Raw genomic sequence first — 15,284 nt, 5'->3', positions numbered from 1 at the left:
GATTCACCCGGAATTCACTGGCGCGGCGCCGCCAGTGCCCTCCGCAGCCTCGGCGTCAGCCGCTCCTCCACGAGTCTGTTCATCGCGTACGCCAGCACCAGCATCCCCGCGACCGTCAGCAGGAAGGTGGCCGCGGAGGGGACGCCCAGCCGGCGGTGCAGGGCCGCGACCACGACCCAGCCCAGGTGCTCGTGCACCAGGTAGAACGGGTACGTCAGCGCGCCCGCCACCGTCAGCCAGCCCCAGTTCACCCGGTCGAGCCACCCCAGCGCGATCGCCGCGACGGCGACGAACCCGAAGGCGACGACCGCGATGATGCCGTACGAGGTGCGGTGGGCGAAGGCGTGCGGGTCGGAGACGTTCCACAGGCTGCGGACCGCGTAGTGCTGGCCGACGAGGAAGCTCACCCCGGTGATGCCCCACGCGTAGGGGTCACGGCGGTCACGGTGCACCAGGTACAGGCCGACCCCGCCGACGAAGAACGGCGCGTACTCCGGCATGAGGACGATGTCGAGCAGCGGCTGGTGCGCGCCCTGCGCGATCGCCGCCGCCAGGATCCAGCCCGCGCAGAACAGGATCACCCGGCGCCGGTTCGCGCCCGGCAGCACCACGCACAGCGCGAACAGGGCGTAGAAGCGGACCTCCGCCCACAGCGTCCAGTCCACGCCCAGCACCCGGTCCACGCCCAGCGGCTGCTGGAGCAGGGTCAGGTTGACCAGGACGTCACTGGGCGAGACGGCGTCGTAGACGACCACCGGCAGCGCGAAGACGGCCGTCACCAGCAGCACCGCCACCCAGTACGCGGGCATCAGCCGGGCCACCCGGGAGGCGAAGAACGAGCGCAGCGGGCGGCCCCAGCCGCTCATGCAGATGACGAAGCCGCTGATCACGAAGAAGACCTGGACGCCCAGGCAGCCGTACGCGAACGGCGTGTGCAGGGTGGGGAAGACCTGCGCCGCCGAGGTGCCCCAGGCGCGGGTGATGTCGCCGCCCCGGCCGCCGTAGTGGTAGCAGGCCACCATCAGGGCCGCGATCAGCCGCAGGCCGTCCAGCGCGCGCAGCCGGCCACCGCGCGGGGCCGCCTCCGGGGTGGCGACCGTGAGGCTCCCCTGTGTCGTGTTCACGACCGTCTGTGTCACGCGAGTGTCCCTGGGAATGCGGATGAGTGCCGTCTATGTGGACCCTATGGCGTCACCCGCGAAACTTCTGTTCGACGGCCCCAGCATTCGCTCCTCTGTTCCGAGGGGTTCACCTGAGCGTCGTTTTCCTTTCTTACGTTCTCCCAACCTCACCAGGTTTCAGTACGTCAAAACGCTTTTCATAAGACCAGGAGAACCATGACGAGGGTCCGCAGCAGAGGGTCAGACGCCAGGCCGCAGAGGCCCTCGTCAGCGCCATCCCCGGTCTCGCTCGACGACTGCCTGCGCGCCTGCTCCGTGCACAGCGGCAAGCTCGTCGGCAGCCTCGACCCCCGCCGCCAGGCGGTCGCCGAGGCGCTCCGCCAACTCCTCGCCACCTGGGCGGTCCAGGACCAGTCCGCGCCCGCGCCCACCGCCGGCAGCCTGCTCCGGCGCACCAGGGCCGCCGCCACCGGCAGCGGCGGCACCCTCGGCAACGACGTCCTCGACGCCCTGCTCAACGTCGGCAACAAGGCCGTCGTCTGCCCCTACGACGACGAGCTGAACCTCACGCTGACCATCACCGACACCATCCTCCACCTGCGCCGGGGCTCCCGCGCCGGCTGGCGGCTGCGCGGCCGGATCCTGGAGGCCCTCGGCCTGCCCGAGGAGGCCGCCGAGGCCTACGAGCGCTACCTCGACCTCACCAAGGAGGACGGCTTCGGCGTCCGCGCCCGCGTCGACGGCATCCACGCCGCCACCCGGGCCCGCACCGAACTGCTCACCCTGCTGGAGCGCACCGTCCCCGAGGCCACCCGCTTCGCCGCCGGACCCGCCACCGACGCCTGGGCCGACGGCCTCGCCGCGCACGCCGCAGGCGACCAGGGCGGCGCCGAGGCCCGGCTGGCCGGCGCGCTCCTCGCCATGGACCGCGAGGGCGCCCGCGAGGACGAGGTCCAGGAGGCCCTCGCGCACTACCTCGACCTCGCCACCGCCCGGCAGAGCCGCCCCACCCCCGAGCTGACCCGGGCCCTGGCCCTGTACGCCGACACCCGCCGCAACCGGATGCGCGGCCCGGTGCCCGACCCCCTGTTCGGGGGCGTGCAGTGGCTCAGCCTCGGCGAGTTCCGCAACCGGATCGCCGGCAAGTCGATCTGCCTCGTCGCCAACTCGGGCACGGTCGGCGAGAGCGGCCTCGGCCACGACATCGACGCCTACGACCTCGTCGTGCGCTTCAACTCGTACCGCATCGACCCGGCGCACACCGGCAGCAGGACCGACATCCACGTCACCATCCACAAGCACCACTACAACTGGGACAAGCCCGTCGACACCCGGCTCGTGTTCAGCGGAAGCTCGCCCGACTGGAAGTACTCGGTCCGCAACAAGCTGGTCCCCGGCGCCCAGACCTGCGTCAACGACGAGTCGCTGCGCTGGCCCGTGCGCGCCATCGGCGGCTGGACCACCGAGCAGTTCGCGGCCATCCCCACCTCCGGCTTCAACATGCTCTGGCTGCTCGACTTCCTCGACGTCAGCCCCACGCTCGACCTGATCGGCTTCGACTTCTACGAGAGCGGCGCCTACCGCCTCCCCGAGGCGATGAAGCTGGCCATCACCAACGTGCACGAATACGGCAGCGAGAAGACGTGGGTCATGGAACGGGCCCAGAGCGTCTCCGGCATGAGGATTTCCCTGCGATGACCACTTCCACACCGGCCCCCGCCCCGGCGGCCCCCGCCACCGACGCCTCCGCCCTCACCGGCAAGCGCCGCATCGCCTTCGCGAGCTTCGTCGACGAGAACTACCTCCCCGGCTTCCTCGTCCTGCTGCGCTCCCTCGCCCTGTCCAACCCCCACCTCTGCGAGGACTTCCTCGTCCTCCACGACGGCCTGCGCCCCGCCTCCGTCGCCGCGATCCGCGACCTGCACCCGCGCGTCGGGTTCCGCCGGGTGGACGCCGACCACTACGACTCCTACGTCAAGGGCGACCAGGACAACTACCTGGTCCGCAAGGCCTACTTCATCCTCGACGTCTTCCGCGTCCGCGACTACGACACCGTGATCACCCTGGACACCGACATGGTGGTCCTCGGCCCCGTCGACGAACTCCTGACGCTGCGCCACGGCCTCGCCGCCGTCCCGCAGTTCTTCTACGGCGACAAGACCCGCATGCTCAACAGCGGTCTCCTCGTCATCCAGAAGGAGTACCTCAGCGACGCGTTCTGCGCGAAGATCGACGCGATCGGCCGCAGCGGCACGTACGAGCTCGACAAGCACGACCAGGGCATCCTCAACGCCCTCCTCGACGGCGACTTCGTCGACCTCGACCCCCGGTACAACTACGTCAAGCGCCGCCTCTCCGGCGACCTCCCGGTCCCCGACGACGTCGCCGTGCTGCACTTCACCGGCCGCCACAAGCCCTGGCAGGGCGGCGAGGCCGGCTACGGACTCGCCCAGGAGCGCTGGGCCGAGTTCGAGCTGACCGACGCCGAGTTCCACGCCGCCTACCTGGAGGCCGGCGACACCCTCCACCACGACCTGCTCGTCCACTACGGCACCCCGCACGTCGAGCGCACCGGCGACGCCGACACCGCCCGCAAGGTCGCCCTCGCCCACATCGGCGCCGGCGACTTCCAGGCCGCCGTCGACATCCTGGAGCAGGTCCACCTGCCCATCGACGAGGCCTGGCCGCACGAGGTGTACGGCAACGCCCTGATGAGCGTCTCCCGCTACGAGGAGGCCAAGGCCCAGCTCCACCTCGCGAGCGCCGCCCCCAACCGGGCCGCCACCGCCTTCTCCCGGCTCGCCCAGATCGCCTGGGTCCACGGCGAGGACACCCAGGCCCGCGAGTACGCCACCGCCGGCCTCACCGTCGACCCCACCCACCGCGCCAGCCGCATCTGGCACCAGCGCACCACCGGCATCCCGGCCCAGCCCGCCGGCCGCCCCGAGGACCAGCTCGCCCACGTCGCGTTCTACATGGACCGCCAGGGCAACGCCGGCGACAAGCTGCTCCCGGAGAGCGTCCGGCTCGGCTTCGATCGCGACACCACCTCCCGCCGCTGGCACTCCGTGCACGCCCACCGCCTCTTCGACCGGAACGCCCTGGAGCGCGTCAACGCCCGCCGCGGCCTGGTCATCGGCGGCGGCGGTCTCTTCATCCCGGACACCATGCCCAACGGCAACAGCGCCTGGCAGTGGAACGTCCCGGACGAGATGCTCAAGGGCATCGAGGTCCCGATCGCGGTCTACGCCGTCGGCTTCAACGCCTTCGACGGCCAGTCCTACCGCGCCCACCGCTTCCGCGAGTCGCTGCGCCTCCTCGTCGAGAAGTCCGCGTTCTTCGGTCTGCGCAACCACGGCTCCATCGAGAAGGTCCGGGCGATGCTCCCCGCCCACCTCCACGACAAGGTCCGCTTCCAGCCCTGCCCGACCACCGTCACCCGCCAACTCGTCGACGGCTGGCAGGACCCCGTGCGCCGCGACGACACCATCCTCGTCAACGCCGCCTACGACCGCGCCGGCCTGCGCTTCGGCCACGACTACGGCTACTTCCTCGCCCAGATGGCCAAGGCCGTCGAGGGCCTGCGTGAGCTGGCCGACGTCCAGTGCGTGGCGCACTCCCTCGACGACGAGAAGATCGCCTTCGACCTGCGCCGCGAACACGGCGTCTCGCTGCCCGTCATCCCGATGTACGACTTCGACAACGACGGCATTCGCGACCTGTACGCCCGCACCAGGCTCGTCATCGGCATGCGCGGCCACGCCGGCATGATCCCCTTCGGCTGCGGCACCCCGATCATCAGCCTCATCTCGCACCCCAAGATGGCGTACTTCCTACGTGACATCGACCGCCCCGAGTGGGGTGTCTCGGTGCACGACCGCAACCTCGCCGCGCTCCTCGTGGAACGCTCCCGCGACCTGCTCGCCGACCACGACCGCACGGTCGCCGACGTGCACGGCCGCCAGCAGGAACTGTGGAAGGTCACCGAGGCCAACTCCGCCGACCTGCGCACGATCCTGGGCGGCTGACCCCATGGCTCCCCCGGCGACGACGACCGCCCCGGTCGACGCGCCGCCCGCCCCCCGCGCCCGCCGGTCACCCCTGTGGTGGCCGGTGGTCGCGGCCCCGGCCGCGGCGGCCGTCGTGTACACGGTCCTCACCCGGCGCCTGACGGGCGACCTCCAGTACGTGCTCGCCGCCCTGCGCCTCGGCGGCGAGGCCGGCTACTCCCCGTCCGAGGTCTTCACCCACCGCCCCTTCTTCTACCGCTGGTTCATCGCCCTGCTGGACCTGCCCACCTCCGGCGGCACGGCCGTCCGGGAGACGATCATCGAAGCCGAGGGCGCCCTCGTCGTGGCGGCCGCGGCCCTCGCCCTGTACACCGCACTCCTGCGCCGGACCACCCCGCGCGAGGCCGCCCTCACCGCGGGCACCACCGGACTCGTCCTGGCCCTCGCCCCGCGCACCGACTTCCTCCAGCCGGAGTGGACGGCGGTCGTCCTGACGGTGTTCGGCGTCGCCGCCGCCCTCGGGGTCCGCAGGGCCTGGCCCGCCGCCCTGCTCGCCGCGCTGCCGCTCGGCCTCGCGGTGATGATGAAGTACTCCACCGCCTCCACCGCCGCCTTCGGCGTCCTGATCCTGTGGGCCGCCGACCGCGGCCGGGCGATCCGCGTCGCCGCCGTCGCCGTACCCGGCGCCCTCGCGCTCTTCGGACTGAGCGTCCTGGCCGGCTCGCACGAGCTCCAGTGGACGCACGACATGCCGCTGATCAACCAGTCTGCCCTCAGCCGCACCGGCATCCGCCCGGGCTTCGTCCTGCACCGGTCCTTCGAGTTCCTCGCGGACCGGTCCGTCCTCACCCCGGTGCTGCTGCTCCTTCCCGGCGCCCTGCTGCTCCTCCTCACCCGCGTCCAGGGCCGCGCCCGCCGTCTGGAACTGCTGACGATCGCCGTGCTCATCGGCTTCGGCTCGCTGGCCGTGGTGATCGTCCAGGGCAACTGGTTCCCGTACCACGCCGTCCAGCTCACCGTCCTCGCCGCCGCCGTCTGGGGCCTCGCGGTGGGCGGATCCGCGCGGCCCCCGTGGTGCTTCGGCGCGGTGTCCCTGCTCTACGGCACCCTGCCCGCGCTCTACACCCGGCTGCCGCACGGCCTCCAGCGCCCCGCGACGCTGTGGGCCCTCGGGCTGCTCGCCCTGCTGGCCGCGCTGGCCGACACCCGGCTCACCGGAGTGCCCCGGCGCTCCCTCGCACCGGTCGCGCTCGCCGGGGTCGTCCTGCTCGCCGGACCGATCTGGCCGAGCTCCCCGCACCTGGCCCAGTACGGCAAGGTGTCCGCGACCAACACCACGTTCCACCGCAACGCCGAGACCAAGCAGAGGGACGCCGACCAGCTGCGCGCACAGCTCCCGGCGGGCGCCAAGGTGCTCTACCTGGCCTTCGGCGACACGGTCTACTACGTCGACCACCCGGCCCGGTGCCGCTACCCGATCGCCACGTTCCTGCAGCGCACCCGCTTCATCCCGGACGTGGCCGACCTGAAGTCCTTCAAGGAGAACGCCGACTGCGTCGACCACGACCCGGCGCCCTACGCGATCCTGGACCGGGCCTGGTTCCGGCTCGCCTCCGTCGACGCGGACCTGCGCAGGCGCGTACAGGCGACGTACGCGTGCCCGCCGCTCAGGCCGAGGACACCGCTGGTGGTGTGCAAGCTGAAGTAGCCGCGCGCGGAAGGGGCCCCGGTGTGCACCGGGGCCCCTTCCGTAGGTTCGGAACCGGTCAGCGCAGCCCGAGCGAGGCCGTCACCTTCCGGGCCATCTCCACCGAGTAGCTCTGCCCCCGGTCCTGCGGGTAGATCTGGGCCATCGTCGCCAGCGTGACCCGGCTCATCGGGGTCTCGTGGCGCGGTATCAGCGCCCGGTACCGCGGGGTCACCACGGGCTGGGCGAAGCCGGCCTTCGAGAAGTGCCAGTCCTTGATCCAGGCCGGGTCGAAGGCGGGGTTGATCCGCTTCAGGTACGGCACGAACGCGTTCAGCAGCTCACCGGGGTCGGTGGTGAAGCGCCAGTCCTCGCGCTCGACGTAGTTGCCGACGTAGAGGATGTGCCGGCCGCCGTAGACCGACGGGTCGATCATCTTGGTGTGCTCGACCACCGCGAGGAAAGGGAAGTCCGGCTCGTTGATGTTGAGCCAGTAGTACGGGATCACACTGCGGTCCGTCTCGAGGACGAAGCACGTGGCGCCCAGGTACTGGTTCTTCCACACCGTGTCCTCGGCGGGCAGCCCCGCGGCCTTGGCGAAGGCGGGCTGCGGGGTGGTGACGATCAGGTGGTCGAAGCGGTACGTCGAGCCGTCCGCGCAGGTCACGACCGGCGTGTCGCCCTCCTGCCGGACGGTCTCGACGGCCTTGCCGAACTCGACCTTCCCGCCGCGCTCCTCGATCCCGTCCCGCAGGGCGGCGTACACCCGCTCGAACCCGCCGTCCACGTAGCCGAGTTCGAAGGTCCGGCAGTGGATGCGGGCCCACAGCCAGGCCATCGACACCTGCTCGGCGCGGTCCCCGAACTTGCCCTTCAGCAGCGGCTCCCAGATGGCCGCCGTGGCCTTCTTCCCGGCCCTCCTGCGCAGCCAGGCGAGCGCGGTGAGGTCGTTGTACCGCTCGCCGTTCCGTACGGCCTTCAGCACCGCGGACGACCCCGCGAAGCGCACCGCGTCCACCGGCGAGAACTCCGGGAAGCGGAGCATGTCGAACGGGGTGGTGAAGTCGATGAGCCTCCCGCCCCGGTAGATCCCGGTGGTCGGCCTGTGGAAGCGCAGCGCGTCCCCGAGCCCCAGCTCCCCGATGAGGGCGATCATCGCCCTGTCGCTGCGGAAGATGTGGTGGTAGTAGCGCTCCAGCGGCACCCCGCCCACCTCCAGCGAGGCGGCCAGCCCGCCCAGTTCACCGGCGGCCTCCAGGATGGTCACCTGATGCCCGGCGCGCACGGCGTCCCAGGCGGCGGTGAGGCCGGTGGCGCCGGCGCCGATGATGCCGAGGTTCACGCGAAACTCCATTTTTTGTTGAGCACGAACTGGAGCGCCAGGACCAGGGGCATCGAGCCCACCTTGACGAGGTTGGCGTTGATCCCCAGGCCGTCGGTGAAGGCGAGGAAGAGCAGGTCGGTGAGGGCGATGCCGGTCAGCCCGACGGCGTAGAAGCGCAGGAAGCGGACGACGAGCCGGTCCCGGGCCTCGAAGGTGAAGCGGGCGTTGAGGGCGAAGTTGTTGGTGATGGCGAGCGTGGTGCTGATCGCGTTGGCGAACTGCTCGTCCATCCCGGCCCCGTTGTGCAGCAGCAGGAAGACGACGAGGTCGAGGGTGACCCCGCTGCCGCCGATCAGGGTGTAGCGGACCAGCTGGCGCACGGTCCGGGAGGAGGGGCGCGCCTGGATCCCGGCCGTGGTCTCAGTCATCGGCTGGGGAACCGCCGATCACCTCGCGCACCAGGTACAGCGGACGGCCCTGCGCCTCGCTGTAGATGCGGCCTATGTAGGTGCCGATGACCCCGAGGGAGAGCATCTGCACACCGCCCAGGAACAGCACGACGACCATCAGCATCGTCCAGCCGGAGACGGTGATGTCGGGGCGGAAGAACTTCATCGCGAGGGCGTAGACGATGCCGGCCGTGGACAGGGCCAGGACAACGAAACCGAGCCGCGTGATCATCTTCAGCGGCACGGTGGAGAAGCTGGTCACGCCGTCGATGGCGAGCTTGGCCATCTTGCGCAGCGGGTACTTGGTCTCGCCGGCGAAGCGTTCGTCGCGGTCGAAGGCGACCTCGGTCTGCCGGTAGCCCATCGAGGCGACGATCCCGCGCACGAACCGGCTCTTCTCGCGGTACTTGCGCAGCTCGTCGGCGACCCGCCGGTCGAGGAGGCGGAAGTCGCCGGTGTCGAGCGGGATGTCGACCTCGGTGGAGGAGCGCAGCACGCGGTAGTAGAGGTGGGCGGTGGTCCGCTTGAACGCGGTGTCCTGGCGGCTGCGGCGGCGCGCGTGCACGATCTCCGCGCCCTCGCGCCATGCGTCCACCAGCTCCAGGCTGACCCGCGGCGGGTCCTGGAGGTCGGTGTCCATGACGATCACCGCGTCGCCCCGGGCGACGTCCAGTCCGGCGGTGATGGCGATCTGGTGGCCGAAGTTGCGGGCGAAGTCGACGATGCGCACGCGGCCGTCCTGCTCGGCCAGCGCCCTGAGGATCGCCAGCGAACCGTCGGCGGAGCCGTCGTTGACGTACACCATCTCGAAGTCGAGCTCGGTGCGGCCGGCGAGGGCTGCGGTCAGCTCGGTGTGGAAGGCGGCGATGCCGTCCTGCTCGTTGTAGACCGGCAGCACGTAGGAGATCAGCGGCCGGTGTTCCGGTGCCGGGACGGCGACCGGTTGGTGGGAGAGCGCTGTTTGCAGCATTCGGGGAAGCTATGGAGCGTGGGTGAACCGCGGCCCAACTCCGTCCGTCCGAAAGCGGGCTTCCCCATTGCTCTTCATCTTTTCGGGTTTATTGGACCGAGTGGTGGAGTATCACCGCTTGATCACCTTCCGCAGTGCCTTCGCCCGCCGTACCACCCGGCGGGCCGTGGAGTTGTGCGGAAGGAACGCCAGCCGTTCCGGGATACCGCCCGGAAGCCCCAGGGAAGTCAGCCGCTTGCGCTTGAAGTAACGCTGGGTGCGCGGACCGAGATGGCCGCGCAGCCAATTCTCCGCCTCGGGACGGAGACCCGAAAGAATCTGCGGCTGCATCACGAATCCGACGGCGGCCGGCAGTCCGGTCAGCAGGTCCGCCGAAATGATCGCGTCCTGCTCCTCCAGGTCCGGCAGGAGCGCGTCCGCGAGCACCACCGGCACCCGGTTGCTGTTCTGGTACGGCGTCAGCCGGTCCAGCAGCGGCCCGGTGCCGACCCGCGCCACCGGCAGCCCGTAGAACGCCGACGCGGTGAACAGCGCGGTCGAGAAACAGCCGACGACCAGCGCGGGCCGCGCCTGCTGGAACAGCACCTCGGCCAGCACGGGCACGTCGAGGACCGTGAGGTCCACCCCCAGCCTTGCCGCCTCCGTCTCCAGGATCCGGCTGTAGCGGGCCGGGGCCGACGGATGCGGCTTGAACACGACCGAGCGGTGCCCCCGGGCCACCGCCCCCCGCATCATCCGTACGTGCAGGTCCTCCTCCTCCTGCGCGGACATGATGTCCAGCGCGGAGAGGTACTGCCCGAGCAGCAGCGCCGAGTCGTCCGGCAGCGGCGGCAGACCGGGTACGGCGTCGGCGACCTGCCCGAGCACCTTCAGGAACGCGGCCGACGGGACCGTGGCGGCGGGCACCCCGAACTCGGTGAGCAGCAGCGGCACGAGCCCCGGGACCAGGTCCAGGTGGAGCAGCCGGCGCACCCGGGTGCCGATCAGCGGGTCGAGCTTGTTACGGGTCGGGCCGTAGCTCATCAGGCCGTCGGCGTAGACCTCGACCGGCGCGCCCGGGAACACCTGGGCGATCGCCTGCGCCGGGTTGACCTGGAGGGACTCCAGGACGATCTCCACCCGGTCCGCGCCGAGCCCCCACAGCAGCCGCAGGTACCGCTCGAACAGCGGGACGTCGTCGGGACGCGGGGTCCAGGCGCCCGGGTGGAAGGGGCTGATCGCCTCGTTCCAGGACAGGACCTTCTCGAAGCGGTCGCGCAGGGGCGCGAAGCCCGGCATCTCGTCGAGAGCCGGGGAGGTCTCCGGGTTCGTCGTGTTGTTGCACACCAGCAGCAGCCGCCGCCCGGCCGCCGGGAAGCAGCCGGCGTCCAGGGCGGCGGCGAGGGTGGCCGCGCCGTACAGCGTGGAGGCGCAGAAGATCTGGGTGGTCTGTCCGGTGGTGCGTGCCATCAGGCGGCCGCCTTCGCGCTGGTGATCTGGCGCCTGAGCCGCCGCAGCTTGGCCGAGCGGCGCAGGTCCATGGTGTCGAGAACGTCGGTGAGCAGCTCCTGCGGCATCCGCCGTATGGCCGCCGAACTCATCGTGCGCAGCTGCTTGGCCACGGCGGGCTCGAACTTGTCGATCTCCGCGAGATGGTGGGCGATGATCGCGCAGTAGGTGCGCACCGCCTTCGGCAGCAGCCGGTCCGCCTCCCGGTCCCCGGCGGTCTCCTCGATCACCTGGTCGAAGGCGCGGATGAAGTCGAGCTGACGGGCGTCGCCGATCTGGGTGAGCGAGGAGGCGACCCCGCGGCGGTAGAAGACGCCGTGCAGGTTCAGCACCGCGAACGACTCCGCCTCCCGGTGCAGCTTCCAGATCCACGGCCGGTCCTCGGCGGTGCGCAGCCCGTGCGTGAAGTGCAGCAGCCCGCGGTCGAGGAGGCGGCGGTGGTAGGCGCCGGCCCAGGCGTAGGCGTAGTCGACGGACGTGGAGCGGTCGACCGGCAGGATCGCCTCCCGGGGACTGATCACCTCCTCGCGCCGCCCGAGCGGATGCCGGACGATCGTGCGCGCCCGGCCGGTGGCCTGAACATGGTCCGTCCGGACGAAGTCGCAGCCCAGCGTCTCGATCGCGGTGACCAGCTCGGTCAGATACCCGCGCGCCAGCCAGTCGTCGCCGTCCAGGAACGTCAGGTACTCGCCGCTCGCCGCGTCGAGTCCGGTGTTGCGCGCGGTGGCCAGCCCCCCGTTCTCCTCATGGCGGACGTAACGCACCCGGGCGACCTCGGAAAGCTCCTCGACGGCCCGTTCGAGAAGGGCCGGAGTTTCGTCCTTCGACGCGTCGTCCACCAGGACGAACTCAAAGTCCGGACGGGCGTTGAGACGAAGGCTTCTGAGGGTGTCCGGCGCGTATTGCTGGACGTTGTAGAACGGCACGATCACGGAAAGCTTTGGCACGGCGAAATCCTAGGAGGGCCCCCGACAACGGAACTTTCCGTTGAGGAGACGGGCGGTGAACTCAATGTGTCGGAATGGTGCACCGGGCGTGCGGCACCGCTCCCGGAGAGCCAGTTCGGCCACCGGTGGGCTGCTGTTAACTTTTCGTTGAATCGAGGTTGGGCCAACCCTGGGTTTTGCTTTCTAGCGTCTTCGGCGTGCCAGCAAGTACTGCGACCCCCCCCACGGATTGCCGTCCTCGCGGACTCGGACACCCGATGGAAATGGGGTGCGCTGACCGCCTCCAGGATCGTGCCCGGATTCGGAAGCGGGGTGCAAGCCGACCCGGTCGTCCCCGTCCTCGACGGGTACCTCCTGCGCGGCCGCGCCACCCCCACCCCGCGTCAGCTCGCCGAGGTGGGCGTGCACGCCGACTCCCTGCGCGAGGTCACCGCCGTCGAGTTCCTGCGCGCCATGACGCGGGAGTCGTACGACGTCCTCGTCCTCGCGCTCGTCGGCGGCGGCGTCCAGGCCGTCCTGCACGGCCTGAAGCGGGTCTGGGAGGGCCGGGCGGACCGCCCCGTCGTCGTCACCGGCTATGTCGGCGTCGTCTACGAGAAGCTCGCCGACGGCCTGCTGCTGCGGCACGGTGCCGACCTCGTCCTCGCCAACTCCCGCCAGGACGCCGAACGGTTCCGCGCGGTCTACGACGGGGTCGGCGCCGACTCCTCCTCGGTGACCGAGGTCGCCCTGCCGTTCCTCGGCGGCGCCGCCTACACCGGCGAGCACGACCCCTACACGGTCGTCTTCGCCGCGCAGCCGTCCGTGCCGGAGAGCCGCAAGGACCGTACGTACCTGCTGAACCGGCTCGTCCGGCACGCCCGTCTGCACCCCGAGCGCGAGGTGCTGCTGAAGCTGCGCTCCCAGCCCGGCGAGCACACCACGCACATCGAGGAACTGCCGTACCAGAAGCTGGTCCAGCGGCTCGACCCGCCGGCCAACTTCCGCCTGGTGTACGGCAACATGGGCGAGGTTCTCGACCGCACCGACCTGCTCGTCACGGTCAGCTCCACCGCGGCCCTGGAGGCCCTCCACCGCCGTGTCCCCACCGTCGTCCTCAGCGACCTCGGGGTGCGCGAGGCCCTCGGCAACCACCACTTCGTCGGCTCCGGCTGTCTCGCCTCCTGGGACCAGCTCGACGCCGGCCACCGGCCCGCCCCCGACGAGGAGTGGGTCGCCCGGCAGGGCGTCGCGGCCGGGGGTACCCCCTCTGGGGGAGGCTCGTACGCCACCGCCTTCGACGCCGCCCGCGAGCGCATCGCCAAGCTGCTCGAGAGGCCCGGCGGACTGCCGCCCCTGACCCCCTGGTACACGCCCGCCACCGCGCCCGGCTATCTGCCCGGCATCCTCGCCCGCCACCACCTCGGCCCCGACGGCAGCCCCCTGCCCGGCGCCCCCGCCTCCGACAGGGACCCCGGCCCGGTCCGCCAGATCGTCCGCCGCGCCGCACGCGGCGCCTACCGGCACGGGGTACAGCGAGTGGCCCCCGTGATCCGCCGCATGGGGGAGCTGTGAGCGGGAGCCGTCCGGCGGCAGCCGGAACACCAGCCGCCCAGGCCTTGAGCTGCCCCGCCCCGGGGCTGGCGTCTGGTGCCGGGGAGGCCCGCAGCCGCGGGTCGGCGGCCACGCCCGCCCGTCGCCGGGGGTCTGCCGCTACGCCCGTCCGTCGCCTCGGGTTCGCCGCTACGTCCGTCCGGCGTCCGGGGTCTGCCGTGGCGTCGGCTCGCGGGCTCGGGTCCGCCGCCGGGCCGACTTGGTGTCTCGGGTCTGCCGTGGCGTCGGCTCGCGGGCTCGGGCTGGCCGGCGACTCGGCCCGCAGCCGCGGGTCCGCGGCCACGCCCGTCCGTCGCCGGGGGTCTGCCGCTACGTCCGCCCGTCGCCGGGGGGCTGCCGCCATGTCCGCCCGGCGCCTCGGGTTCGCCGCCACGCCCGTCCCTCGCCCCGCCCCCGTGGTCGGGCTCGGTCGTCGTCCCCGGGAGGGAGCGGCGTGAGTGATCGTCCTTCACCGCTAGGAGAAGCCCCCATGTCCGACTCCCCAGCGGGGCGCCGCGTGCTCGCCGTGATCCCCGCGCGCGGCGGCTCCAAGGGTGTGCCCGCGAAGAACCTCGCCCCCGTCGGCGGCGTCCCGCTGGTCGCCCGGGCCGTGCGCGAGTGCCGGGCCACCCGGCTCGTCACCGACGTCGTCGTCTCCACCGACGACCCGGCCATCGCCGCCGCGGCCCGCGAGGCCGGCGCCGAGGTCGTGCTGCGCCCGGCCGCCATCGCCGGCGACACCGCCACCTCCGAGGCGGCCGTCCTGCACGCGATGGACGCCCACGAGGCCCTGCACGGCAGCCCGGTCGACGTGGTCCTGCTCGTGCAGTGCACCAGCCCCTTCCTTGTCCGCGAGGACGTCGACGGGGTCGCCGGCGCGGTCGTCGAGCAGGGCGCGGACACGGCCGTCACCGTGGCCCCCTTCCACGGCTTCGTCTGGCGCCACGCCGACGACAGCGGCGAGGGCGGCCACGGCGTCAACCACGACAAGTCCTTCCGCCCGCGCCGCCAGGACCGCCCCCAGGACTTCCTGGAGACCGGGGCCGCCTACGCCATGGACGCGGCCGGCTTCCGCGAGCACCGGCACCGCTTCTTCGGCCGTACGGAACTCGTCCGCACCGACCCCGCCCGGGTCCTGGAGGTCGACGACCCGCACGACCTCGCCCGGGCCCGCGCCCTCGCCCCCCTCTTCGACGCCGACCGCCCCGACGGTCTGCCGACCGCGGACGACATCGACGCGATCGTCCTCGACTTCGACGGCACCCAGACCGACGACCGGGTGCTGATCGACTCCGACGGACGGGAGTTCGTCTCCGTCCACCGCGGCGACGGCCTCGGCATCGCCGCCCTGCGCAGGAGCGGCCTCCCGCTCCTGATCCTGTCCACCGAACAGAACCCGGTCGTCGCGGCCCGGGCCCGGAAGCTGAAGCTCCCGGTCCTGCACGGCATCGACCGCAAGGACCTCGCACTCAAGCAGTGGTGCGAGGAACAGGGCATCGCGCCGGAGCGCGTGCTCTACGTCGGCAACGACGTCAACGACCTCCCCTGCTTCGCCCTCGTGGGCTGGCCGGTGGCGGTCGCGAGCGCCCACGACGTCGTACGCGGCGCCGCACGCGCGGTCACCACCGTCCCCGGTGGCGACGGCGCGATCCGGGAGATCGCCGGCTGGATCCTCGGACCCTCCCTCTCCACCTCCACCAGGTAAGGAACGTTCCG

Annotated in this window: 11 protein-coding genes; 5 read left to right on the top strand and 6 right to left on the bottom strand. The window is 71.6% G+C overall.

All coding sequences use genetic code 11. The features are described 5' to 3' along the window. Positions 1-14 precede the first annotated feature (14 nt). A complete protein-coding gene (locus U5640_RS17155) occupies positions 15-1,124 on the bottom strand; it encodes an acyltransferase (RefSeq protein ID WP_340376670.1) in 1,110 nt (369 codons plus the stop codon). A 312-nt stretch (positions 1,125-1,436) separates the two neighbouring features. Here U5640_RS17155 and U5640_RS17150 point away from each other — a divergent pair, with 312 nt between their 5' ends. The 3 genes from U5640_RS17150 to U5640_RS17140 are packed head-to-tail and all read left to right on the top strand — an operon-like array spanning position 1,437 to position 6,839. Continuing rightward, positions 1,437-2,819 (top strand): glycosyltransferase family 29 protein, encoded by a 1,383-nt coding sequence (locus U5640_RS17150; RefSeq protein WP_340376669.1) that lies wholly within the window; start codon positions 1,437-1,439, stop codon positions 2,817-2,819. Continuing rightward, positions 2,816-5,149, top strand: coding sequence for a glycosyltransferase (locus U5640_RS17145; protein ID WP_340376668.1), 2,334 nt, complete (start codon positions 2,816-2,818; stop codon positions 5,147-5,149). Before U5640_RS17150 ends, U5640_RS17145 begins: the two co-directional genes overlap by 4 nt. Positions 5,150-5,153: 4 nt before the next feature. Then, a complete protein-coding gene (locus tag U5640_RS17140) occupies positions 5,154-6,839 on the top strand; it encodes a hypothetical protein (RefSeq protein ID WP_340376667.1) in 1,686 nt (561 codons plus the stop codon). 58 nt (positions 6,840-6,897) lie between these two features. Here U5640_RS17140 and U5640_RS17135 read toward each other — a convergent pair whose 3' ends face one another. The 5 genes from U5640_RS17135 to U5640_RS17115 form a co-directional block, all read right to left on the bottom strand. After that, positions 6,898-8,160: an NAD(P)/FAD-dependent oxidoreductase gene (locus U5640_RS17135; protein WP_340376666.1), complete on the bottom strand. Its 1,263-nt coding sequence runs from the start codon at positions 8,158-8,160 to the stop codon at positions 6,898-6,900. After that, a complete protein-coding gene (locus U5640_RS17130; RefSeq protein WP_340376665.1) occupies positions 8,157-8,570 on the bottom strand; it encodes a GtrA family protein in 414 nt (137 codons plus the stop codon). Before U5640_RS17130 ends, U5640_RS17135 begins: the two co-directional genes overlap by 4 nt. Beyond that, the gene (locus tag U5640_RS17125; protein WP_340376664.1) at positions 8,563-9,561 is read right to left on the bottom strand and encodes a glycosyltransferase family 2 protein; all 999 of its coding nucleotides are present in this window, start codon (positions 9,559-9,561) and stop codon (positions 8,563-8,565) included. The genes U5640_RS17130 and U5640_RS17125 overlap by 8 nt, the downstream gene beginning before the upstream one ends. A gap of 111 nt (positions 9,562-9,672) precedes the next feature. Continuing rightward, on the bottom strand, positions 9,673-11,010 hold the full coding sequence (locus tag U5640_RS17120; RefSeq protein ID WP_340376663.1) for a polysialyltransferase family glycosyltransferase: 1,338 nt from the start codon (positions 11,008-11,010) through the stop codon (positions 9,673-9,675). Continuing rightward, positions 11,010-11,996: a glycosyltransferase family 2 protein gene (locus U5640_RS17115; protein ID WP_340376662.1), complete on the bottom strand. Its 987-nt coding sequence runs from the start codon at positions 11,994-11,996 to the stop codon at positions 11,010-11,012. The genes U5640_RS17120 and U5640_RS17115 overlap by 1 nt, the downstream gene beginning before the upstream one ends. Positions 11,997-12,224: 228 nt before the next feature. On the opposite strand from U5640_RS17115, the gene U5640_RS17110 reads away from it, so the two are divergent. Further along, entirely contained in the window at positions 12,225-13,550 is a 1,326-nt protein-coding gene (locus tag U5640_RS17110; RefSeq protein ID WP_340385156.1) for a DUF6716 putative glycosyltransferase, read from the top strand. 508 nt (positions 13,551-14,058) lie between these two features. Further along, entirely contained in the window at positions 14,059-15,273 is a 1,215-nt protein-coding gene (locus U5640_RS17105) for an N-acylneuraminate cytidylyltransferase (protein WP_340376661.1), read from the top strand. The last annotated feature ends 11 nt before the right edge of the window (positions 15,274-15,284 follow it).

This window comes from Streptomyces sp. SS7, assembly GCF_037993025.1.
Taxonomy (GTDB): Bacteria; Actinomycetota; Actinomycetes; order Streptomycetales; family Streptomycetaceae; genus Streptomyces.
The sequence above is the reverse complement of the archived record's forward strand: the minus strand, read 5'-3'. Positions and strand labels throughout refer to the sequence as shown.